General features: G+C 42.0%; 24 protein-coding genes and 1 pseudogene. 10 read left to right on the plus strand and 15 right to left on the minus strand.

Features of this window, described 5'->3' with window-relative positions:
* Positions 1–37: 37 nt before the first annotated feature.
* From qoxD to qoxA, 4 genes are read right to left on the minus strand one after another with little or no spacing between them, the layout of a single operon-like run.
* Entirely contained in the window at positions 38–406 is a 369-nt protein-coding gene (gene qoxD, locus AAHT65_RS04890; protein ID WP_010790299.1) for a cytochrome aa3 quinol oxidase subunit IV, read from the minus strand.
* A 1-nt stretch (position 407) separates the two neighbouring features.
* Entirely contained in the window at positions 408–1,022 is a 615-nt protein-coding gene (gene qoxC, locus AAHT65_RS04895) for a cytochrome aa3 quinol oxidase subunit III (protein ID WP_003326411.1), read from the minus strand.
* A 14-nt stretch (positions 1,023–1,036) separates the two neighbouring features.
* Positions 1,037–2,986 carry a cytochrome aa3 quinol oxidase subunit I gene (gene qoxB, locus AAHT65_RS04900; RefSeq protein ID WP_010790300.1) on the minus strand — a complete coding sequence of 650 codons (1,950 nt, stop codon included), beginning with the start codon at positions 2,984–2,986 and terminating at the stop codon, positions 1,037–1,039.
* Between the two features lie 27 nt (positions 2,987–3,013).
* Positions 3,014–3,979, minus strand: coding sequence for a cytochrome aa3 quinol oxidase subunit II (gene qoxA / locus AAHT65_RS04905; RefSeq protein ID WP_094233228.1), 966 nt, complete (start codon positions 3,977–3,979; stop codon positions 3,014–3,016).
* A gap of 509 nt (positions 3,980–4,488) precedes the next feature.
* Here qoxA and AAHT65_RS04910 point away from each other — a divergent pair.
* Positions 4,489–4,734 carry a GlsB/YeaQ/YmgE family stress response membrane protein gene (locus AAHT65_RS04910; protein WP_003326408.1) on the plus strand — a complete coding sequence of 82 codons (246 nt, stop codon included), beginning with the start codon at positions 4,489–4,491 and terminating at the stop codon, positions 4,732–4,734.
* Positions 4,735–4,856: 122 nt separating this feature from the next.
* Here the strand turns inward: AAHT65_RS04910 and galT are convergent, their stop codons facing one another.
* The 4 genes from galT to AAHT65_RS04930 all read right to left on the minus strand — a co-directional run bounded on the left by galT (position 4,857) and on the right by AAHT65_RS04930 (position 8,766).
* Positions 4,857–6,401 (minus strand): UDP-glucose--hexose-1-phosphate uridylyltransferase, encoded by a 1,545-nt coding sequence (gene galT, locus AAHT65_RS04915; protein ID WP_343311064.1) that lies wholly within the window; start codon positions 6,399–6,401, stop codon positions 4,857–4,859.
* Positions 6,402–6,412: 11 nt separating this feature from the next.
* A complete protein-coding gene (locus AAHT65_RS04920) occupies positions 6,413–7,576 on the minus strand; it encodes a galactokinase (RefSeq protein ID WP_343311065.1) in 1,164 nt (387 codons plus the stop codon).
* 77 nt (positions 7,577–7,653) lie between these two features.
* Positions 7,654–8,037 (minus strand): GtrA family protein, encoded by a 384-nt coding sequence (locus AAHT65_RS04925; RefSeq protein ID WP_061572248.1) that lies wholly within the window; start codon positions 8,035–8,037, stop codon positions 7,654–7,656.
* An 84-nt stretch (positions 8,038–8,121) separates the two neighbouring features.
* Complete coding sequence (locus AAHT65_RS04930) at positions 8,122–8,766, minus strand: TetR/AcrR family transcriptional regulator (RefSeq protein ID WP_003326404.1); 645 nt, start codon at positions 8,764–8,766, stop codon at positions 8,122–8,124.
* Positions 8,767–9,136: 370 nt separating this feature from the next.
* Here AAHT65_RS04930 and AAHT65_RS04935 point away from each other — a divergent pair, with 370 nt between their 5' ends.
* The 5 genes from AAHT65_RS04935 (at position 9,137) to AAHT65_RS04955 (ending at position 12,911) form a co-directional block, all read left to right on the plus strand.
* The gene (locus tag AAHT65_RS04935) at positions 9,137–9,298 is read left to right on the plus strand and encodes an anti-repressor SinI family protein (RefSeq protein ID WP_003326403.1); all 162 of its coding nucleotides are present in this window, start codon (positions 9,137–9,139) and stop codon (positions 9,296–9,298) included.
* A gap of 280 nt (positions 9,299–9,578) precedes the next feature.
* Positions 9,579–10,268, plus strand: coding sequence for a class I SAM-dependent methyltransferase (locus tag AAHT65_RS04940; RefSeq protein ID WP_343311066.1), 690 nt, complete (start codon positions 9,579–9,581; stop codon positions 10,266–10,268).
* A complete protein-coding gene (locus tag AAHT65_RS04945; protein WP_094232971.1) occupies positions 10,265–10,942 on the plus strand; it encodes a glycosyltransferase family protein in 678 nt (225 codons plus the stop codon). Before AAHT65_RS04940 ends, AAHT65_RS04945 begins: the two co-directional genes overlap by 4 nt.
* A 116-nt stretch (positions 10,943–11,058) precedes the next feature.
* Positions 11,059–11,373, plus strand: a complete 315-nt coding sequence (locus AAHT65_RS04950) for a DUF485 domain-containing protein (RefSeq protein ID WP_061669030.1) — start codon at positions 11,059–11,061, stop codon at positions 11,371–11,373.
* Positions 11,370–12,911, plus strand: a complete 1,542-nt coding sequence (locus AAHT65_RS04955; RefSeq protein ID WP_094232972.1) for a solute symporter family protein — start codon at positions 11,370–11,372, stop codon at positions 12,909–12,911. Before AAHT65_RS04950 ends, AAHT65_RS04955 begins: the two co-directional genes overlap by 4 nt.
* A 50-nt stretch (positions 12,912–12,961) precedes the next feature.
* On the opposite strand, the gene AAHT65_RS04960 is transcribed toward AAHT65_RS04955, so the two are convergent.
* The 4 genes from AAHT65_RS04960 to cidR all read right to left on the minus strand — a co-directional run bounded on the left by AAHT65_RS04960 (position 12,962) and on the right by cidR (position 16,167).
* A complete protein-coding gene (locus AAHT65_RS04960) occupies positions 12,962–13,567 on the minus strand; it encodes a DsbA family oxidoreductase (protein WP_003326397.1) in 606 nt (201 codons plus the stop codon).
* Between the two features lie 204 nt (positions 13,568–13,771).
* On the minus strand, positions 13,772–14,440 hold the full coding sequence (gene thiE / locus AAHT65_RS04965; protein ID WP_063638208.1) for a thiamine phosphate synthase: 669 nt from the start codon (positions 14,438–14,440) through the stop codon (positions 13,772–13,774).
* A complete protein-coding gene (gene thiM, locus AAHT65_RS04970; protein WP_094232973.1) occupies positions 14,440–15,255 on the minus strand; it encodes a hydroxyethylthiazole kinase in 816 nt (271 codons plus the stop codon). The genes thiE and thiM overlap by 1 nt, the downstream gene beginning before the upstream one ends.
* 6 nt (positions 15,256–15,261) lie before the next feature.
* Positions 15,262–16,167: a cidABC operon transcriptional activator CidR gene (gene cidR, locus AAHT65_RS04975; RefSeq protein ID WP_094232974.1), complete on the minus strand. Its 906-nt coding sequence runs from the start codon at positions 16,165–16,167 to the stop codon at positions 15,262–15,264.
* Between the two features lie 107 nt (positions 16,168–16,274).
* Here cidR and AAHT65_RS04980 point away from each other — a divergent pair, with 107 nt between their 5' ends.
* A complete protein-coding gene (locus AAHT65_RS04980; protein WP_003326391.1) occupies positions 16,275–16,661 on the plus strand; it encodes a CidA/LrgA family holin-like protein in 387 nt (128 codons plus the stop codon).
* On the plus strand, positions 16,643–17,320 hold the full coding sequence (locus tag AAHT65_RS04985; RefSeq protein ID WP_010790316.1) for a CidB/LrgB family autolysis modulator: 678 nt from the start codon (positions 16,643–16,645) through the stop codon (positions 17,318–17,320). The genes AAHT65_RS04980 and AAHT65_RS04985 overlap by 19 nt, the downstream gene beginning before the upstream one ends.
* A gap of 81 nt (positions 17,321–17,401) precedes the next feature.
* Here the strand turns inward: AAHT65_RS04985 and AAHT65_RS04990 are convergent, their stop codons facing one another.
* The 3 genes from AAHT65_RS04990 to AAHT65_RS05000 form a co-directional block, all read right to left on the minus strand.
* On the minus strand, positions 17,402–18,043 hold the full coding sequence (locus tag AAHT65_RS04990) for an ATP-binding cassette domain-containing protein (RefSeq protein ID WP_343311068.1): 642 nt from the start codon (positions 18,041–18,043) through the stop codon (positions 17,402–17,404).
* Positions 18,044–18,055: 12 nt separating this feature from the next.
* Positions 18,056–18,751: an ABC transporter permease gene (locus AAHT65_RS04995; protein WP_343311069.1), complete on the minus strand. Its 696-nt coding sequence runs from the start codon at positions 18,749–18,751 to the stop codon at positions 18,056–18,058.
* A gap of 709 nt (positions 18,752–19,460) precedes the next feature.
* Positions 19,461–20,255, minus strand: a complete 795-nt coding sequence (locus AAHT65_RS05000) for an ABC transporter permease (RefSeq protein ID WP_094232978.1) — start codon at positions 20,253–20,255, stop codon at positions 19,461–19,463.
* A gap of 476 nt (positions 20,256–20,731) precedes the next feature.
* Here AAHT65_RS05000 and AAHT65_RS05005 point away from each other — a divergent pair.
* Both AAHT65_RS05005 and AAHT65_RS05010 read left to right on the plus strand, forming a co-directional pair.
* Positions 20,732–20,938: pseudogene (locus AAHT65_RS05005) on the plus strand (LrgB family protein); the annotation flags it as partial.
* A gap of 154 nt (positions 20,939–21,092) precedes the next feature.
* A complete protein-coding gene (locus AAHT65_RS05010) occupies positions 21,093–21,290 on the plus strand; it encodes a YwbE family protein (RefSeq protein ID WP_003326383.1) in 198 nt (65 codons plus the stop codon).
* Positions 21,291–21,299 lie beyond the last annotated feature (9 nt).

The raw sequence follows: 21,299 nt of genomic DNA on the forward strand, positions 1-21,299 counted from the left end.
ACCCTCTTCACATGAAGAGGGTTTTTCCAATTCGTCTTTATTTATTGTGTCCGGAATGCTCTGAGTGTTCAGCGCCTCCAGGAGGATTTCCATCCATATGATCACCGTGGTGATAATGGGCAGCGAAAATCCATACAGATCCAAGCACAATAACGATTGCACCGAAGAATCCGAACAACGTGTTTCCGACCTGAATCGTGCCGTTTTCGCTCTCTCTCATGTGCATAAACATGAGGAGCTGCAAGGCTGCCTGAATAAAGGCAAATCCAAAAATAATCCAAAGTTTTGCTGATGAGCTCAAGTCCGTATACACAGCAACCCAAAGGGCAAGCAGGGTCAGAACAATAGACAACGCAAAACCTACAATGTGCTTCCATGGAAAGTGATTGTGTTCGTTAGTCGCCATCTTACAGACCCCCCAATCCCATGAGATAGACACCGGTAAAGATGAAGATCCATACAACATCTAAGAAGTGCCAGTATAAGCTTGAGATAAAGATTTTAGATGAAGTCTGCGGAGTAAGTCCGCGTTTCTTCAACTGAAGTAAAATTCCTGCAATCCAGAAAATACCGATCGTTACGTGAGTTCCGTGAGTTCCAAGCAGAACAAAGAATCCAGACCAGAACGCACTTGTACCGAGAGATGCTCCTTCATGTACATAGTGGACAAACTCATTGATCTCACAACCGACAAAGCCGGCGCCAAGAAGAAGTGTGATAATTGTCCATATGACGACGCCTTTTAAGCTTCCGCGGCGCATTTCATGAACAGCGATCCCGCAGGTAAAGCTGCTGATAAGCAGCAAGAATGTCATAATCATTACCAGGTTGACTTCAAATAGTTCTTCTGGCAAGACCCCTCCTGCTGTTCTGTTTTGAAGAACGAAGAAGGTTGCAAATAGTGTTGAGAACAACACAATTTCTGCCCCTAAAAAGATCCAAAACCCGAGGATATTCAGCCTGCCGGTTTCAGATTGGTATTCCATAGGCGCGTTAGAATTGCCGTGTTCTGCATGTTCCATAAGTCACGCCTCCTTTACTCGGAAATCTTTCTTTCCGTCTCTTTTATTTCGTCAACACTTACATAGTAGCCATTGTCATATTCGAATGAACGAAGAACCATACAGAGCAGAACTCCGATCAGGCCGATGATGCCCATCCAATACCATTCAAACACAAGTCCAAAACCGGCTATACCGAATGCAACCGACATAATAAACGGTCTGCCTGAGTTGCTAGGCATATGGATTTTCTTGAATTTGCTTTCCGGATGAATATCAACTTTGTCTTCTTTCATTTGTAAGAACGCATCCTGAGATTTGACTTCAGGAAGTACCGCAAAGTTGTAATGCGGCGGAATTGCAGATGAAGTCGCCCACTCAAGTGAACGTCCTCCGCCCCATGCATCTCCGCTGATCTCGCGAGAAGAGTAACGGAAACTGTAATAGATGTTATAGCAAAGGATTAAGAATCCGACACCCATCATGAAGGCACCCACAGTTGAGATAAAGTTCAATGTTGTCCAGCCGTCATTCGGTCCGTATGTGTAAATACGGCGAGGCATTCCTTGAAGCCCCAAGAAATATTGCGGGAAGAAACAAATATTGAACCCGATCATAAAGATCCAGAAGAACCATTTTCCGATTCTTTCGTTCAGCTTGTGGCCGAACATTTTCGGATACCAGAAAATAAATCCGGCAAAACATGCAAATACAGTACCAGCGATCAGCACATAGTGGAAGTGAGATACAAGGAAGTACGTATTATGGTACTGATAATCCGCTGCCGCCATCGCAAGCATAACCCCTGTAACCCCGCCGATAACGAAGTTCGGAATAAACGCAAGCGCCCACAGCATAGGCGTTGTAAAGCTGATCCGGCCTTTATACATCGTAAACAGCCAGTTGAATATTTTAACCCCGGTCGGAATCGAGATCGCCATTGTCGTTATCGAGAAGAAAGAGTTAACAGACGCACTGTTCCCCATTGTGAAGAAATGGTGAGTCCATACTAGGAAACTCAATACGGAAATGGCAATAATGGAACCAACCATCGCTTTGTAACCAAATAATTGTTTTCTTGAAAACTGAGAAATAATCTCTGAGAAAATACCGAATGCCGGCAAAATAACAATGTATACTTCAGGATGTCCCCAAATCCAGAACAGGTTCGCCCAAAGCATCGGCATACCGCCAGCTTCCAGTGTGAAAAAGTGTGCTCCGAACAAACGGTCAAATGATAAAAGTGCTAATGCTACTGTAAGTACAGGGAAAGCAAACACGATAATAATCATTGTGATCAGCGTCGTCCAAGTGAACATCGGCATACGCATAAGCGTCATGCCTTTCGTACGCATTTTCAGTATCGTTACCATGAAGTTGATACCCGTCATCAGCGTACCAATACCGGCAATCTGAAGTCCGAGCAGGTAGTAGTTCTCACCCGGCCCAGGGCTCATTTCATTACTTGCAAGCGGCATATAACTGGTCCAGCCTGCGTTCGGAGATCCTCCGATAACGAAAGAGATGTTGAATAGCATGGCTCCGACAAAGAATGTCCAGAAGCTTAGATTGTTCAAATAAGGAAATGCTACGTCGCGCGCACCGATTTGAAGCGGTACAACAACGTTAATAAGTCCGATTAAGAACGGCATCGCCATGAAGATGATCATGATCGTACCGTGAGTCGTAAAAATTTCATTATAGTGGTTAGAGTCTAAAAAACTGTTATTAGGAAGCGCTAACTGGGCACGCATCATCAAGCCGTCGACCCCGCCCCGGAACAGCATAACCACCGCAGCGATAATGTACATGATTCCGAGTTTTTTATGGTCAACAGTCGTTATCCATTCAGACCAAAGCCACTTCCACTTTTTAAAGTAAGTGAGCACGAAAATAAGAGCGATGGTTGTAAGTCCGATGGACACTTGTGCGCCCAGGATTAATGGGTCACCTGTTACGAAAAATTCATCCCATTTGAATTTCATGCGAGCTTCCTCCTTTCTTGATCAATATCATTCTTCTGTATCTTTAGACGTTTTGAACTCATTTTTCTTTACGTTTTCAAACGGATCTGTTTTAGAGTGCGGTGAAACGGCTTGATAGCCCAGGCGTTTGCGTGCCTCCATCGCATACTCGGCATCCTGCCCGTGATCGACGTATTTTAGGTGTGTAGATGAGAACGTTAATTTATCAACATTCTCCGGAAGCATAAGTTCATCATACTTCTCTTTTGTCAGCTTAGGAGAATCGTTTTGAGTCTTTTTCACCCAGCTGTTAAAGTCTTTTTCAGTTACTGCTTTTACATCGAACTTCTGATCGGCAAAGTGTTCACCCGTGAAGTTCGCGTTACGGCCTTCGTAAGTTCCCACTTCGTCAGCCTGTAAGTATTGATCCATCAGCATTCCCGCCATCGCGTATTTTTGTCCTCCAAGCTGAGGAATCCATAGCGAAGCCATTGAATCTGCCGATGAAATTTTGAACAATACCGGACGGTCTACAGGGATATTTAAGTAGTTGACCGTTTCAATATCCTGTTCAGGGTAACTGAATACCCATTTCCAGTCTACCGAAGTAGCGTACACAACAAGAGGCTCTTTATCCTTTGTTGCTTCAGGAGCCTTTTCTAACGAATATATCGTCTGTACGGTAGGCACAGAAAGTGCGATAACGATTAAAATTGGGATCACTGTCCAGACTACTTCTAAAAACGTGTTGCCGTGCATATCCGGCTTGTAATTTCCGTTGTCTTTGTCTTTACGGTCGCGGTATTTTACTAAGATAATGGTAAAGAGTACGAATACGACCCCGACAATAAATAACATGAATCCGATTGATAATAGGATTAAATCGCTTTGCTGATCAGCGACAGGACCTTTCGGATCTAACACGGAAATATTGCTGCATCCTCCAAGGACAAAAACAGCAGCCAACATCGCAAATAAAAGTATCGGTTTAAATGCTCTGAACAAGAAGATCACCATCCTTCCTATTGATATAATAAAGCTGAAATGCATGCTTCCTCAAAATCTTTTCTCTACCTTAGTTATGCTATCAAAATCTTCTCTTATTAGCTTTATTTTTTTCTAAAGTTCATCCTTTTTTCGAGTAAATGTCATAAATTCGACATAAATTGCTCCTACTATTTTCACACTTATCACTTAACATAAGAAGTTTTTAGATATTTCAGCATATAGGTACAGAAAGATGATGAAAAACTAATTCTGTCAAATAAAGGTTTACCACAATAAAAAACTTTGGTCAATCATAAATTTCATTTTGTTAATCTTTTCGCCTTGGAAATATTTTTCCCACTGTTTGAATAAATTCGCACGTTTACCATTTTAGCGTAAGATATTCTGAAAGAAAAGGTCGAAAACAGTCGGGATATGCTGTCAGCAGTTCAGATTTCGCCCAGCATATTCAAATGTTTAGTATAGACAAACTTGAGGAAGGATATAGGTAAATAAAAAAATAGGAAGTGTTAATGATGAGTATTATTGTTTCTTTAATTGTTGCTATTATTATCGGTTGGCTCGGAAGCCTATTTGTAAAAGGCAGTATGCCCGGCGGAATTATCGGGTCTATGATCGCTGGGCTTATCGGTGCCTGGATCGGACACGGTCTGCTTGGCACATGGGGTCCCAGCCTTGCCGGCTTCGCCATCATTCCTGCGGTGATCGGCGCAGCGATTGTTGTTTTCCTTGTCAGCTTATTAGCCAGACGCAGAGGGTAATAAATGAAAAGCCAGATCATGACAAATGATCTGGCTTTTGTGTTGCTTTTGAAAAGACAACAAGTGGAGCAGACTTTCTCATCGGGAATGCCTGCCGAATCAGCATGAAAAAAGCCTCGATCCTATGGATTGAGGCTTTTTTCAGGTACAACTCCCAAGCAGCTGATAAATCGTTTAAATGCTTTTTTCCCTTCAGGAGTCTGCTTAAATACTCCGGCGTGTTCCAAAATGCTCGCAAACACATTGCCCAGCTCTTCTTTTATGATTTGTTCCGCATTTTCATTGGTTATCGTTCGCTTTTCAAGGAGCTCCAATGACCAGTCAAGGTGTTTTACGATTAACGGATTGTTTTTTATCGCCGTTTCAGGATCGGCAGAACACAATGCTGCCGCCGTTTCTTTCATTTCTTGTTCTAAACGTCCCGGTAATATGGCAAGGCCCATCACTTCGATCAATCCGATATTTTCTTTTTTTATATGATGAACTTCCTGGTGGGGGTGAAAAATACCAAGCGGATGCTCTGCGTTTGTGCGGTTATTTCTCAGCACGATATCCAGCTCATACAGCTCCCCTCTTCGTCTTGCGATCGGTGTGACTGTGTTGTGCGGCGTGTCGTCTGTATAGGCTATAATGTCCGCCGTTTCATCAGAATAGCCTCGCCAGGCATCCAAAATGCTGTCAGCCGCTTCAGCAATCATGGCCGGATTACTGCTCTGAAGCCGCAGCACAGACATCGGCCATTTCACGATGCCCATTGTGACGCCGGGATGATTTTGCAGGGTGTACACTTCCCCCATTTCAGCTTGCGCCATCGGAAAATCATGGGCTCCGCCCTGAAAGTGGTCGTGGCTTAAAATACTGCCGCCGACTATCGGCAGATCGGCATTTGAACCGATAAAATAGTGCGGAAATTGGCTGATAAACGAAAGCAGCCTTTCAAATGTTTTCTTGCTGATCTGCATCGGTTCATGTTTATCCTTTAATACAATGCAATGCTCTTGATAATAGACATATGGCGAAAATTGCAAATACCACTGTTCGTCACCGAGTATGACAGGAATGATTCTGTGGTTTTGACGGGCGGCTTGATTTAAACTGCCTTGAAACCCGACATTTTCTTTACAAAGAACACATGGCGGATATTGGGATTGCTTCTGTTCTTTTGCTGCTGCAATCGCTTTTGGGTCCTTTTCGGGTTTTGATAAATTGATTGTCAGCTCCAGCTCGCCATACGTTGATGAAACCGGCCAATGGAGATTGTTGGCGACTCTGTCAGATCGAATATAGTACACGTCCTCAGAAAATTGATAAAATTCTTTGGTGGCCTGTTCAGGCCCGTTCAATAGCTTCGTTTCTTCAAATTGGCGGATTACTGCAGAAGGAGGGGGAACAAAGCAGCCCATGAGCTTGGCGCTCAGGAGATCCCGGTAAGTGTCAGTATTGTTTTCAATGCGACCGTTTTCCGCCGCCCACTCATAAATGGGAGAAAGCAGTTCAGGAAGGCCCTGCGGCGCCTGTTTTTTGTTTTTATTATGTACAAGTTCAGCGTTCTGTATTTCCAGCGCTTCAAACAGACGGTTTCTCGTATAATCAACATCCAAGATCGAGATCAGTTTCTTTCGCAGACCATATTGTATGAGTTCCTCAATCTGTTCAAAAATCGTCATGATCAATCCCCCTACAGTTCTCTCGCGCCTTCCCCTATGTCCGCGACGTAAAAATCAGCTTTAATTCCTGTTCTTTCTTTGTAGGCAGCTCCCGCTTTTTCAATAAAGTCTTCAACCGCCTGGTCCTTCACGATACTGATCGTACAGCCGCCAAATCCTGCTCCCGTCATTCTTGAGCCGATAACTCCTTCATGGGACCATGCCGCATACGCCAATTCATCAAGTTCGGGGCTTGTGACTTCATAATCGTTTTTCAGAGAAAGATGGGATTCTTTCATTAATGACCCAATTTCATCAAGTTTGTTTTTCTTGAACATCTCAGCGGTTCTGATCGTACGGTCATTTTCATAGACCGCGTGCTTTGCCCTGCGCCTGTTCGTTTCATTTTGGATGAGATGGGCATACGAATCAAAATCAGAGGGGCTGAGCTCACCCAATGATGCAATCTCCAGTTCTGTCTTGAGGTCTCGGAGTGCTTCTTGGCATTCCTGCCGTCTCGCATTATAGCTTGATCCCGCAAGTGATCTTTTTTTGTTCGTATTGGCGATGACTAAAGAAAGTCCTGAAACATCAAGCTTGCTATATTCATAGGACAGCGTGTCACAATTAAGGAGCATGGCGTGGCCTTTCTTTCCCATCCCGATTGCAAACTGATCCATAATCCCGCAGTTTACTCCGATAAACGTGTTTTCCGCATGTTGAGCCATTTTCACCAAATGAAGCGCATTCAACTCAGGATGAAAATAGGTTTGAAGCACAACAGCCATCAGCAGTTCAATAGAAGCAGAAGAAGAAAGCCCGGCACCGTTTGGAATATTTCCCGAAAAAGCAATATCAAAGCCATTGGAAATTGCATATCCTCTTTGCTGAAATTCAAAAATAACGCCTTTTGGATAATTAGCCCAATCGTCATCTTTGTTATAGCAGAGGTCATCAAGCTTGAATTCTTTTACGCCTGTTTCCTTAAAATTCTCCGAAAACATTCGAACCAGCCGGTCCTTTCTTTGAGAAACAGCAGCAAATGTACCGATTGTCAGAGCGCATGGAAATACGTGCCCGCCATTATAGTCAGTATGCTCTCCGATGATGTTCACTCTTCCCGGTGCGAAAAAAAACCTTAATCCGTCTTGCTTTCCGAATACACTTGCAAACGTCCCCTTAACCTCTTCCCGCATGTGCATCACCTTTCATGACTTTTATTGTTTATTTCCCGGAAAATCCCCTGTGAAACCGATAAGCTGCTGCTTTGGCTTTACACACCCTCTTCTGTCGTTTTTTTAAACACCAGCCATTTGCTTGCAATATAATTCACTACGACAATCACAACGTTATCCAGTATTTTGGCTAACGTTTCATTTGTGTGAAATTGGCTGACAAGTAAAATCATCATTCCTAAATCAATCCCGAGAGACAGCAAACGCACGCTAAAAAACGCCGTAAGCTCCCTCAGGAGGCTCCGCATATCGCTTGTTTTTTGCTGAAACACATAAATTTTATTCGTTATATAAGCGAAAAGAACAGACAAAATCCATGCGATTACCGTCGCGGTTTTGTAATCCGTATCAAGAATCTCTACCAGGATATAAAAGCTCGAGATATTCACCGCGGTTGTAAAAATGCCCATAATGATGTACATGATCATCTCTCTGTACTGCTTCATATGTTCCTCGCTTTCTTGAAATCTTTTCTATTTAGCATATCATTTTGCCTTAAAATCTGACTAGCATAATGGGGTTTTATCATCTGAATTCTTATCTGCTTTTAAAAAGACGGAAAGTGCATCAAATAAACTGCGAAATGTCACAGAAGTCCCTAACACATTTGATTGCTTGACAATTCCGTCGATCGCGGCACACATTAGTTTAGCCGTATATTCTGTATCAATACTGTCTTCAATCAGGTTTCTCTCTTTCAGCCATTGAATATAAAAGATATTTTCTTCTATCCAAAGTTCGTACAGCATGTAATAGGCTTTGTATTCCTGCAGCACTTTATAAGTGGGCATGTTTAACGCAAATGATGCAATGTCCCAAGATGGTTTGCTATTGAGGTGGCAGAACAGCAATTCAGCCGCTCTGCCGGCTGCATCCTGCAAAGTCAAAGGCCGCGCTGATATCTTTTCAATTTCATTAAGATAATCAGTAATGATCCTTTTCCTTATCTTCCGACGGTCTAAGAGATGCTTTAAGAAGTCTTCTTTTCCTTCAAAATGAACATAAAATGCTCCCTTACTAAACCCCGCCGCTTTGCTGATTTCCTCTATAGAAACCGCGTCATATGCTTTATCAATTAATAAAGTAAGGCCTGCGTCAAGAAAACGCTCAAACGTTTCTTCTCTCTTTATCTGAAATTTGTTTTTTTTCATTTTTTACTCCAGCCGTTTGATCATAACCTTATCTTACACCGGATAATTCTTTAGCGGTATTTTTTTCTCGGACAGAAGATGATATTCGGATATTGAGGGTAAATGTTAATAGGGAATATGATTTATTTTAATTTACATACTACCCAGTCAGTATTTAATTGTTTATTATTAGGATTAAGGATCTTTTATGTTTTTTGGTTATTTTAGTCAGTTTTTTAGGGATTAGGTAGGTGAATTTCCCTTCTGTTTGCGATAGCAGGACAGCAATGTGTGAAATTTGTTGCACAGATGCTAAATCGGCGCGCCGGCTTGGTCTCTATCTTATTGCACAAATGTTGCGGGAAAACATTTTATTCAATTGGAGGGTCTTATGAAAACTCATGTAGAGAAGGATTTAGACAAAGATTGGCATAGGTTAATTCAAGAAGCCAGAACCATGGGTTTACGCATTGATGATGTCAGACAATTTTTAGAATCTGAAAAAGTGGTGAAGAAGAACTCGGCACTGCACACATACATCCGCCACGACTAACGTTAAAAGGCGGATCTTTTATCCATGATCTAATATATGATTTCTACTCTATTAGCCGATCTGAGTTTTCACATAAGCCCTTCCTTCGGCAAGGTTCTGATTCATCTATGAATGAACCGGCTTGATGGACAAGCATTGGTTATTCTCGGAGCAGCTCCCCATAATATCTTTAATAGACGCCCCGCTTGTTTGTGTACCTCCGTCAGGCTGACAGCCGGTATACGATCACCTCTTGGCACATATCATGAGCAATAACTGCCATTTAAGAGGTGATACCCAAATGAATTCAGATTTCCTTCCCTTTTATGACCAAAAGAAAAAGGACTATTACGAGGGGCTCAACCCCTATCTGCTGAAAAAAATAAACGGCCATTGGAAGACGGTGCTGGATGTCGGTTGCGGCACGGGAAATTTAGGTGAAGCGCTGCAAGATCAAGGCATTACGGTTTATGGTATTGAGGCATTTCCCGATGCAGCCCAACAAGCGGAGAACAAGCTGGCACATGTCTTATGCGGAGATATTGAAAGACTGACGCTTCCTTATGACCCGGAGCAATTTGACTGCATATTATTCGGCGATGTTTTGGAGCACCTTGTCAATCCGTGGTCAGTGCTGGAAAATCTTCGCCCTCACTTAAAAAAAGATGGCACTGTGCTTGCCTGTGTGCCGAATGTCGGGCACATCTCTGTAGTGTTGGAACTGTTGGCGGGAAAATGGACGTATACAAAAGCCGGCTTGATGGATCAAACTCATTTACGCTTTTTCACGCTTCATGAGCTTTACGCTTTATTTACGGAGAGCGGCTATACCATCAAATCAATTGAAACGATTCGCGTTGATCACCCTTCTTATCACAATGCAGTTGAGGCATTGCACCGGGTGTGCGTTCAGCTCGGCATTCGGCAAGATTTTTTGACTGAGGCGGCTGCTTACCAATATGTCATTGAAGCCGGGAGAAAAGAAGAATGAACCAATCGTCTGTCTTATTTGTTGTCTGCGTAAACGATGAGGCGCTTTACAGCCAATGCATCCGCCATATTCTGCATCTTGCCGTGCCTCCTTCATACTCCTATGATATTCTGCCTGTACGCGGTTCAACTAGTATGGCATCCTCTTATAATCTCGCTTTGGATCATCCTTCCAAATACAAAGTTTACCTGCATCAAGATACATTTATTATTCATCGGGATTTCCTGAATGATGTGCTCCAGCTTTTTCAACAAAATAAAGAGCTGGGGCTGCTTGGTGTGACCGGATGTGAGACAATGCCTTCAAACGGAATATGGTGGGAAAGTGAGCGGAAGGCCGGAAAAGTGATTGAGTATAGAGCGGGCTGCTTTTCTACTCTGCAATTCGAAAGCAGCGGCAGCGAAAACCATTCGTTTACGCCGGCTGAGGCTGTTGACGGTTTATTAATCGCTACCCAATATGATCTAAAATGGCGGGATGACCTGTTTGAGGGATTTCATTTTTACGACTCCTCCCAATCCATTGAGTTTCAAAAACATGGTTATCAAATCGGCATTGCCCGGCAGGAAGAACCTTGGTGCCTTCATTATTGCGGCGATTCATTTGACGCAGAAGCGTATGAAAAAGACAGAAAGATATTTGTCAGGCATTATATCACAAACAGTCCTCGCTAGCAGACTGTTGATTTTTTGTTTTTCGGCGGTGATATTGACGAATAAATCAAACTTTCAGCTCATACCTATTGATGTACCTTTGTCCTTGCTTCATCCCCATTAAAAGGAGGAAAGCCATGTCTGACCGGGAAATCAATTACAAGCAAATTGCTGAATCGCCGTCTTTTCAAACCTTTTTAAAACAGAAACGCGCATTTATTGTACCCGTTACGATCTTCTTTTTTGTATTTTACTTTTTTCTGCCTGTCTTAACGTCTTATTTTACTTTTTTGAACAAACCGGCTATAGGGGCTGTATCTTGGGCTTGGCTGTTTGCCATGGCTCAGTTTGTCATGACCTGGACGCTCAGCACATTGTATTCCAGAAAGGCAGCTCAGTTCGATCGTTTTGCAAGCGCTTTACAATCAGAGCTGAAAGGTGAAAAATCATGAATCCGACCGCTTTTATTTTGTTTTTGCTGATTGTAGGGCTGACGCTTGTCATTACGTATTTTGCCGCGAAGCAGACGAAAACGACAAGTGAGTTTTATACCGCGGGGGGCGGGCTGTCCGGTGTTCAAAATGGACTGGCGATTGCCGGAGATTATATGTCGGCTGCGTCTTTTCTCGGTATTGCCGGAATGATTGCGCTGAATGGCTTTGATGGATTTTTTTACAGCATCGGGTTTCTTGTCGCTTACCTCGTCGTACTGTATATTGTCGCCGAGCCGCTTCGAAACCTCGGCAAATACACGATGGCCGATATGATCGCGGCTCGGTTTAAACAGAAAAAAATCCGCGGTGTTGCCGCCCTTAATACGATTGCGATCTCTACGTTCTATATGATCGCCCAGCTCGTGGGAGCGGGCGCGCTGATCAAGCTGCTGCTTGGAATTGATTATACGGTCGCTGTACTGATTGTCGGAGTGCTCATGACCATTTACGTCGTGTTTGGCGGGATGATTGCAACAAGCTGGGTGCAAATTATTAAAGCCGTTTTGCTCATGGCCGGAACACTTGTCATTTCGATCATCGTTTTTTCTAAATTCGGCTTTAATCTCAATACAATGTTTGAACAAATGAAGACCGCCACACCGCTCGGCGCCGATTTTTTAAATCCCGGCAACAAGTATAAAGTGCCGCTTGAGACATTGTCTTTAAATTTGGCACTCGTTTTGGGAACGGCTGGGCTGCCCCATATTTTAATACGGTTTTATACCGTCAAGGATGCAAAAACCGCACGTACGTCTGTTGTATCGGCAACATGGATCATTGGCATTTTTTACATCATGACAGTCTTTCTCGGATTTGGGTCGGCCGCTTTTGTCGGATTTGACGCCATTACAGCAGCGGATCAAGCCGGGAACATGGCCGCTCCGCTTCTCGCCAAGGCGCTTGGAGGAGACTTTTTGTTTGCGTTTGTCTCAGCGATCGCCTTCGCCACCATTTTGGCGGTGGTAACAGGGCTCGTGCTGTCTGCTGCCTCAGCCTTCGCCCACGATATTTACAGCCAAATTATCAGAAAAGGGAACGCGACTGAGAAAGAGCAGATGAAAGCGGCCAGATGGGCTTCTGTAGCCGTGTCTGTTCTCTCTATCATTCTTGCGATTTTCGCACAGTCGCTGAATGTCGCGTTTCTTGTCGCCCTGGCTTTTGCAGTCGCCGCTAGCGCGAATCTGCCGCTGATTGTGTTCACTGTCTTCTGGAAACGATTCAACGCGGCAGGCGCTTTATGGGGAAGCCTTACAGGACTTTTGAGTGCGCTCATCCTTGTATCAATGAGTCCGAGTGTATGGGACCCGGCGGGAGGAGCGATTTTTATCGGCGACCCGCTGATTCCGCTTTCTAATCCGGGAATCATCTCCATTCCGCTCGGCTTCCTCGGTGCGTGGCTCGGAACGTTGCTTTCGTCTAAAAACAAGACAGATGAAGATACGTTTGCAGAAATTCAGGTGAAGGCCCACACCGGAATTCATATGAATCAGAAATAGCAAAAGCTCTCTAAACGGTTGTTTAGAGAGCTTTTTTCCATAGGACAGCCTCAGCTCATTTTATTGGATTCTTGCTCAATTATTTTTTCAAACATTTCTTTACTTGCGGCGCCTGGAATTTTTTCGTCCCCAATGATAAAGGTGGGGACAGCTGTGATGTCAGCTTCTTCGTAAGCGTGCTGAAGAGCTTTTTGTTGTGTGCCCTGATATGTTCTCGATTCGAGTGCGGCTTTGAACCGTTCGCCGTCTAACCCGACTTCCTCAGCAAGCTTCGTGAGGACTTCAATGTCTCCGATATTTTGTTCTTCCTGAAAAAATGCGGTAAACACTCTTGTGTTATATTCATGCCCTTTATTGTGTTCCTTAGCAAAGTGAAACCCTTCAAATGCCAAATCTGTGTATGGATGCGGTGATACATTTGGGAACTTGATGTCTACTCCCAGCTTCTGCGCCATCGGTTCAATAGAAGTTTTCCACATCTGCTGCTTGGCAGGATCATTCACCGGGTCTAATTGAGGGGCCGGGCTTGGACGCAGTTCAAACGGGAGCCACTCCACTTCGACATCCTTTCCTTTGATGGCTTCTTCAAAGGAAGCCTTCCCTACATAACAGAATGGGCATACATAATCTGAATATACTTTAATGTGTACAGTCATGGTTGTCTCCTTTCAATTTATATCTATCATAAACTGTAACTAAAAAAGTTACAACTAGTTTTTTTAAAAAATAGAAGCCGAAGAAACTTCCTTTTTTGACAGGCGGTTTTTATGGCATGCAAAAAGGGCTGCTTGTAAGGCGGCAGCCCTCAGATTTCAAAAATAGCCGGCCGAATTTTTCCGGTTCGTCCTTTATAACTTTGCTTAGCTGGTGGGCTTCTGCTTTTGAATCACTTGATAAAAATGCCGCGCGGACTCTTCCGGATCTTGGGCCATACTGATGGCGCTGATCATGCTCACACCATCTGCGCCCGCCTCAATGACAGGAGCGGCGTTTTCTAACGTGATGCCCCCAATGCCGACTATTGGGATGCTGAGTCCTTGCCGCCGAACCGCTTCAATCAGAGAAACGCCCTGCACTGCTTTTGTATCCTTTTTCGTTTCTGTCGGGTATACCGGTCCCATACCGACATAGTCTGCGCCGTCTGCCTCGGCCTGCTTGACCTCAGACATCGTATGGGCGGAAACGCCAAGAATCATATCGCCTATGGCGGCCCTGACCTCTTTTGCATCTGCGTCATCCTGCCCGATATGAACGCCGTCTGCCTTGAGTTTTACTGCTAGTTCGACATCGTCGTTTACGATAAACGGGACACCGGCTTTTCGGCAGGCGGACTGCATTTTTTCAGCAAATGCAAGCTGATCGGCGCCGATTAGAGCGTTACTGCCTTTTTCCCGAAATTGAAACAGAGTGACGCCGCCTTTTAATGCTTTTTGCACAACTGACAGCGGTTCGGCCTCTGTATTATTTGATCCCATAATGAAGTAAACCGATAATAAGTCCTTCATCATTTCCCGAGAAATACGTGTCATCAGTCTGTCACCCTTTCTATTGATGCAAGCTCAATGATCTCTTTTTCTGAAAGTGAATAAAGCTGGTTCAGCAGCTCAATCTGGAAGCTTCCCGGCCCTTGGTGTGATGTATGCCTTGCAGCCAGTTCGGCCGCGGCGCCATATGAGGCAATGGCCGATACCGCCGCCTTCAATGTGTCTTTTTCCACCGCGCAAAAAGCGCCGATGATCGAAGTGAGCAGACAGCCTGCACCTGTCACTTTCGTTAACAGCCTGTGGCCGTTACGAACGGTATATACGTTTGATGTGTCTGCGATCGTGTCTATTTCACCGGTAATGGCGATGACTGTATTCAGCTCTTGAGCCGCTGTTTTGGCCAGCCCGATCGTGTCGCCTCCGCCTTCTCCGGCGTCTACGCCTTTTATCATCCAATTCTCAACACCGACGGTATTTGCTATTTCGGCCGCATTCCCCCTAATGGCGGAAAGACGGACCTCACTGATGATGTCGCGGGCAGATTTGGTGCGAAACGGCGTGGCTCCCGCTCCGACGGGATCAAGAATAACCGGCACGCCATGTTCGTTCGCTGACTTCCCTGCAAGTATCATCGCTTCCACCGATTCCTTACTGAGCGTCCCAATATTTAAGACGAGAGCTCCAGCGATTTTCGCCATGTCTGCCGCCTCTTCTTTAGCGTAGGCCATAACGGGAGACGCGCCCAGAGCGAGCAGGCCGTTGGCGGTGAAATTCGTAACGACATTGTTGGTTATGCTGTGGACAAGCGGGCTTGTTTGCTTAACAGTTACTAAGTGTTTTGCTGCTGTTTGTGCATCCAATTTACATCATCCTTTTCTCTCTTTTTTAGGGCCCCATAAATATGATTTCGTGTGCTCAAGCCAAGCTCTTGCCGCAAAGGGCAAATAGCGGTCCTTTCTCCAGATAATCGCGAGGTGCCAAGGAATGACCGGATCAACTAGCGGTATTACTTTCACCTTCTCAGGATCAAGGCCCCGGCAGATTCGTTCCGGCAGCAGCCCAATACCAAGATTAGCGGACACCATTTCGCTGATAAAGTCCCATTGTGATGTTTCATAAATGATATGGGGACGGAAACCGGCCTTTATACATTCCATCATAATTCGGTTATGAAGGACAAAATCCTCCCTAAAGAAGATGAAGTGCTCATCCTTCAGATCGCTTAAACTGCTTTCTTCCTCAGACGCCAAGCGGTGAGTCGGATGAACGACAAGCATCAAGGTTTCCTTTACAATGGTAAAGGAATGGAACATATCCTCGCTTGCGGGAAGAACTACGACCCCAATATCGAGAGAGCCGTCCCCTACCCCTTCCTGCACTTTAATTGATCCGTCCTCGACAAGCTGAAAGGTCACGTTAGGATAATTCACACGAAAATCGCCGAGTACTCTCGGAAAGAACCCTGATCCGATCATCGGCGGCAAACCAATGCGCACATGCCCCTTCTTGATCTCCATAATATCATTAAGCTCTGACGTTAAGTTTTGAAATGATTTAATGATTTCTTGAGCTTGTACATACATACTTTGGCCTGCATCAGTCATTTCAACCTGTCTGCCGTTCCGATAGAAAAGCTCGATTCCAAGCTCCGCTTCAAGATTCTTAATCATTTTTGAAATGGTCGGCTGGGATACGTATAATGACTGCGAAGCCTTCGTAAAGCTCTTTAACCGTGCAACTTCTAAGAAATATGTCAGATGGCGGATATCCATTTGCTTCAGTCCTTTCTATAGACAAAAGGAATAGTTAGTATTCAACATATGTATTTTACCTATAGTATAGCCTCGTGTATACTCATTATATAAAGGGAGGCATCAATATGAAAAAAATGTTGCTTACCGTTATTCAAATCGCTCTGTTATTTATATTTGCGCGCCTGATGAACTTGCTGACAGCGGTTCTGCATATAAATATTCCCGGCAGTATAATCGGGATTGTGATTCTTTTCACATTACTTCATTTTAAAATCATCAAACTTGAATGGATAGAGCTTGGTGCAGTGTGGCTTCTTGGGGAGCTGCTTTTATTTTTTATCCCCTCTGCCGTCGGAGTGATTGAATACGGAGACATCATGTCAAAATTCGGTGTAAGTATTTTGCTTGTTGTGGTGATCAGCACGTTTGTCGTGATGGTATCTACAGGAACGCTTACACAGCTTATCGCGAAAAGAAAGGAGAGAAAAAATACGTGTTCATCGGAATTATAAGTTTGTTTTTAACGGTTTTGGTGTATATGGGGGCGAAAAAGGTATATGCCCGCCATCCGAAAGTTTATACATCACCGTTGTTAGTGACGCCCGCTGTTTTAGTCGGATTGCTGCTGCTTGTGAATGTCCCGTACGAGACATATAATCTTGGCGGTGAAATGCTGACCGATATGCTTCAGCCGGCAACTGTCGCGTTCGCTATTCCGCTTTATAAATATTTCCCGATTTTAAAAAAATACGCCGTTGAAATTATTTTGAATGTGGCAGTCGGTTCTTGCATCGCCATTATTTCAACAGCTCTTATCGCAAAATGGCTTCACCTCGGCACAGGCTTAATTGACAGTCTTGTCCCGAGATCAGTGACAACGCCGATTGCGATGAACGTTTCGGAAATGATCGGCGGAATGCCCGCGGTAACCGCTGTGTTTGTCATTTTGACAGCCTTGTTAGGAACCATCATCGGCCCGATGGTCATCCGCTATTTCCGCATCGACAATGAAATCGCAAGAGGCGTTTTGCTTGGCACAAGCGCACACGGGGCGGGAACGTCTAAAGCATTTGAATTAAGCTCCGTGTCAGGTACCATTTCCAGCGTATCAATGATTCTCGCGGCGATTATGACGCTTTGCGCTGCACCGTTTTTGCTTTCATTTATGTAAGAGATTCACAAATAAATATAAAAAACACCATTTCTGAGTTAATAAGAGAAGTGGTGTTTTATTCTTTATAATTAATCAATATTACTTAGAAATAGTTACGCGCCCCTCTTTCACTTCATATATTTGATCACTAATTAATTCTAGAAAATATTTATCGTGACTTGAAATAAGAATTAACTTGTTTCTTTTTTTATATTCATTCAAAAATGTCTTAATTCTTTCAATCGTTGCTTCATCCAGTGCATTTGTTGGTTCATCAAGTATCAACAGATCTGGATTTTCCATTATAGCTTGCCCTATAGCTAATCGTTGTTTCATCCCCAATGAGAACTTCTTATATTTTCTTGAGTCATTCTTGTCCAAACCCACAACATTTAAGGCATGATTTATATCCATGTCTGTCGCTTGCTTTTTGATAGATGCAAGTACTTTTAAGTTTTGTTTACCAGTTAAATGAGGGATAAATTCTGGATTTTCAATAACAATTCCCATGCTCTCTGGAAACGAAATATCCTTATGTAAAATACTTTGGTTTACAGTTATAACCCCTTTTTCAGGCACCAGGAGCCCTGAAATAACTCTGAAAAGCATTGATTTTCCTGAACCGTTAGCACCTCTAAACCCATAAATGTTTCCTGATTCCAACTGCATCGAAACATTGTTTACTACCATGTTGGAATTCAGCGTTTTTATTACATTCTCTAATTTTATTGTATAAGACATATTGTTCTCCCTTTAGAAAAAGTTTTGACGACTTATTCTCCTTATCGCTAAAATCATCCAAAAAATCATAATAAGAAAAAAGAAAATTAAATAACTATCACGAACATAATCTGCATGCATTTGAAACGCATAACTGACAAAAGAATAGCTGCCTGGAATAAAAGGAATGTTTACCCACACAGGCAGTATCAACAATCCATATACTATGATGAAGGACAGAATGGGTTTTACTTTTAAAGTAAATACAGACTGACATATACCACAAATCACAAATGTTAAGAAGACTGTAAAAAATGTGTAGATTGTATCATTGTTGTAGTTAAAACTTCCATGTCCAATAAAAACTGCTATATGCACTAATAAAATCAGTAACAGACAATAACTGCAACTTAATAATATAGTGTAAAGTAGTTTACCAAATAACCAACGTTCTCTTGATGAACATCTAGTAAGGGTAAGAGAAAGCATGTTACTTCGTTGATAATATAAATAATTACCGTTTAATAACAAGTAAAAACCGCAAATAAAGAAATAAGGGAAAGGTAAAGAAAAAACTCTATTTCCCATTATTGACTCCCAAACTGAATTAATATTAATCATTTGCAGGCTATGGACAATCAGAAGCAGCAACAAAATATTAACAACAATCCAAATTATCCATGCCCATTTATTTTGTCTCCAAACATTTTTCATATCATATAAATACATTCGTTGTTATCTCCTCAACATTTGAAAAGATTTTGTTAATTTAACGCAAATTAAAGTCAGAAAAATAATTACAAACAAAAGATACAATCTGTCATAAAACAACTTATAAAGTGAATAATCAAAGGTAGAAGATATAGCTTGAATGAATAAAATAGAAAAAGAGTCGTACATATCATTGAATAAAATCATAAGTACAATAACCGAACCAATTAAAGTTCCATAAACAGGGAGCTTTAATTCGAACATTAAAATAATTAATTGCACAATAATTAAGATCATTAACCAACCTAAAAGCAAATATATTATTTGCATCACTTCATCCTCATTAACAATCTGAAGACTATTCATAAACATACCGGGTTTTAAAATCACTGCCGTAAGGATTGTGGTTAATATTGTTAATACTAAAAACGCAATAGTTCTTAACAAAATAAGCATTGATAGAAATCGAAAAAAAATCTTTCTGTTATTGAAACGGGAAACAACATAATTTGAAAAATGCCAGCTATTCATATTTAATAAAAAAATACACACTGTCATGAAACTCGTAGGTGAGCCCAATATATTTGAAAGTATCCTTATAAAGCTAATGTTTGTTACTTCGTTTAATGTATTATTATAAAATACACTAATATTCAACAACATCAGGGCTATAAGAGTAAATAAAATCCTTGTATGATTTATTTTTAGCAAATAATACAAAAAATTATTACTGAGCATATTTTTTCATTCCAATAAAACAGCCTATTAAAGATAATATTAAAACGAAAGATGATACTGCAAAAACATAAAATACTGAAATTCCTGTAATCGATTGAATAGGATTCATTAATAATATCGGTGATAACTGCGGATAAAAAATTTCAAATACAGGTTCTAAAACTAAAACAATTAAAAATGGAGACAAATATGCTAGATACCTATTCTTTAAGAAACTAGACAGACATACTCCCAGAATTGCAAAAGATCCTGCATAATAAAACAAAATTAATATATATATTAACATGTACATATTTGGATGATACTTCACAAGCTGATGGAACATATGATAGTTTTCAACATATTGTCCACTTGTTAAATTACCCCCAAACATTATTGTCATTAGTACAAATGATAATATAAATGGAAAAACAAACAAGAAACCACCACTAACAAATGCTGCTATCAATTTTGCTCCAAAATACTTGATTACAGAACTGCGAGTTATAACAAATTGAAAATAACCGCTTTTCTTTTCTTCTAATACACTTGTGCTATACGGTAAACAAGAAATTAAAGCAAATAAAAAGATTAACATCCCACTAATAGCCGAATCATTTGTACCTAGCCAGAAATATAGCGAAAAGCTCAAATGCGCTTTATCAAAAAAAGGAAGAGTAAATTTTTGATAGACAGACACAAAAATATCTATTGCAAAAAGGACAATCATAATTAATAAGGAGAATTTGTATTTATTCGATCCAAAAACATCTATGATATTATTTCTTAACAGTTTATAAAACAAAAAAAAACCTCCAATTCAAATAACCAGAAAGAATAAAATTCTTTCTAGTTATTAGGAAAATTCTATCTATCTGTGACTATCAGGACTCCAAACTCCTTTTGCAGAAATAACTACAGTGTTTGGAGTACCTCTGACTTCTCCAGCTACTCTCACAGAAGTCTTACCATTTTTCTCGTATGCAACATTTGGAATGTTCTTATGTTGACCGCTCGTAATATCTCTGAAGTGACCGCCTGATACAGTATCTTTTTTATCTTTATCAACAACCCATAAACGTAATGTGCGATATTACCTATCTAAGAGTTTTTTTGATATACCGAAGAATCATTATACTTGGTTCTTGCTGACGTATATGCATTAACATGGTACCTAATAACTCCTTTTTATTAGATAGATAAGGATTATATACAAATAGTTTCCATTAGTCAAATAGTCATTTGTATTTTTTTCTTCTTTCAATGGAATCCCTTCCCTAGACGATAGATGGCCCGATGGTCATCCGCTATTTCCGCATTGACAACGAAATCGCAAGAGGCGTTTTGCTTGGCACAAGCGCACACGGAGCCGGAACGTCTAAAGCATTTGAATTAAGCTCCGTGTCAGGTACCATTTCCAGCGTATCAATGATTCTCGCGGCGATTATGACGCTTTGCGCTGCGCCGTTTTTGCTTTCATTTATGTAGAAAAACGACTGTCCGCTTATAATGGGACAGTCATTTTTTTAGCTTTCCGTCATGTGCTTCGCTATTTTTCATCATTATCTTTATAAGCATTGATATACTATAATGAATACGAAGAAAAAAAGCGCAATGCAGCGCAGAAGAACGGATGTGTCTAATGAACGGCCAGCAGCGAAGCAATATCTCCAAAGGCTTGGAGGTTGATATCGTCCTAAAAGCAGACCAAAGAACCGGAAAGCTGACAAGGGGCGTAGTGAAAGACATATTGACGAAATCAAGCTTTCACCCGCATGGGATTAAAGTTCGGCTTGAAGATGGCAGTGTCGGCCGCGTCCAGCATATTATTTCAACCTAAAAAAAGCTG

Origin of the sequence: Bacillus atrophaeus (assembly GCF_039519175.1) — a bacterium.
GTDB classification, from domain to species: domain Bacteria; phylum Bacillota; class Bacilli; order Bacillales; family Bacillaceae; genus Bacillus; species Bacillus atrophaeus.

Bases quoted from the DNA above. Each gene is read 5' to 3' on its own strand.
- thiE (WP_063638208.1), bottom strand. From the start codon at position 14,440: ATGACACGTATTTCTCGGGAAATGATGAAGGACTTATTATCGGTTTAC.
- AAHT65_RS04925 (WP_061572248.1), bottom strand. From the start codon at position 8,037: ATGTACATCATTATGGGCATTTTTACAACCGCGGTGAATATCTCGAGC.
- AAHT65_RS04930 (WP_003326404.1), bottom strand. From the start codon at position 8,766: ATGAAAAAAAACAAATTTCAGATAAAGAGAGAAGAAACGTTTGAGCGT.
- qoxB (WP_010790300.1), bottom strand. From the start codon at position 2,986: ATGAAATTCAAATGGGATGAATTTTTCGTAACAGGTGACCCATTAATC.
- AAHT65_RS04960 (WP_003326397.1), bottom strand. From the start codon at position 13,567: ATGACTGTACACATTAAAGTATATTCAGATTATGTATGCCCATTCTGT.
- AAHT65_RS04920 (WP_343311065.1), bottom strand. From the start codon at position 7,576: ATGCGGGAAGAGGTTAAGGGGACGTTTGCAAGTGTATTCGGAAAGCAA.
- AAHT65_RS04945 (WP_094232971.1), top strand. From the start codon at position 10,265: ATGAACCAATCGTCTGTCTTATTTGTTGTCTGCGTAAACGATGAGGCG.
- AAHT65_RS04950 (WP_061669030.1), top strand. From the start codon at position 11,059: ATGTCTGACCGGGAAATCAATTACAAGCAAATTGCTGAATCGCCGTCT.
- AAHT65_RS04935 (WP_003326403.1), top strand. From the start codon at position 9,137: ATGAAAACTCATGTAGAGAAGGATTTAGACAAAGATTGGCATAGGTTA.
- qoxC (WP_003326411.1), bottom strand. From the start codon at position 1,022: ATGGAACATGCAGAACACGGCAATTCTAACGCGCCTATGGAATACCAA.
- AAHT65_RS04990 (WP_343311068.1), bottom strand. From the start codon at position 18,043: ATGTCTTATACAATAAAATTAGAGAATGTAATAAAAACGCTGAATTCC.
- AAHT65_RS04955 (WP_094232972.1), top strand. From the start codon at position 11,370: ATGAATCCGACCGCTTTTATTTTGTTTTTGCTGATTGTAGGGCTGACG.
- galT (WP_343311064.1), bottom strand. From the start codon at position 6,401: ATGACGATTTTTGAACAGATTGAGGAACTCATACAATATGGTCTGCGA.
- AAHT65_RS04940 (WP_343311066.1), top strand. From the start codon at position 9,579: ATGAATTCAGATTTCCTTCCCTTTTATGACCAAAAGAAAAAGGACTAT.
- AAHT65_RS04995 (WP_343311069.1), bottom strand. From the start codon at position 18,751: ATGTATTTATATGATATGAAAAATGTTTGGAGACAAAATAAATGGGCA.
- qoxD (WP_010790299.1), bottom strand. From the start codon at position 406: ATGGCGACTAACGAACACAATCACTTTCCATGGAAGCACATTGTAGGT.
- AAHT65_RS04910 (WP_003326408.1), top strand. From the start codon at position 4,489: ATGAGTATTATTGTTTCTTTAATTGTTGCTATTATTATCGGTTGGCTC.
- AAHT65_RS04980 (WP_003326391.1), top strand. From the start codon at position 16,275: ATGAAAAAAATGTTGCTTACCGTTATTCAAATCGCTCTGTTATTTATA.
- cidR (WP_094232974.1), bottom strand. From the start codon at position 16,167: ATGGATATCCGCCATCTGACATATTTCTTAGAAGTTGCACGGTTAAAG.
- AAHT65_RS05010 (WP_003326383.1), top strand. From the start codon at position 21,093: ATGAACGGCCAGCAGCGAAGCAATATCTCCAAAGGCTTGGAGGTTGAT.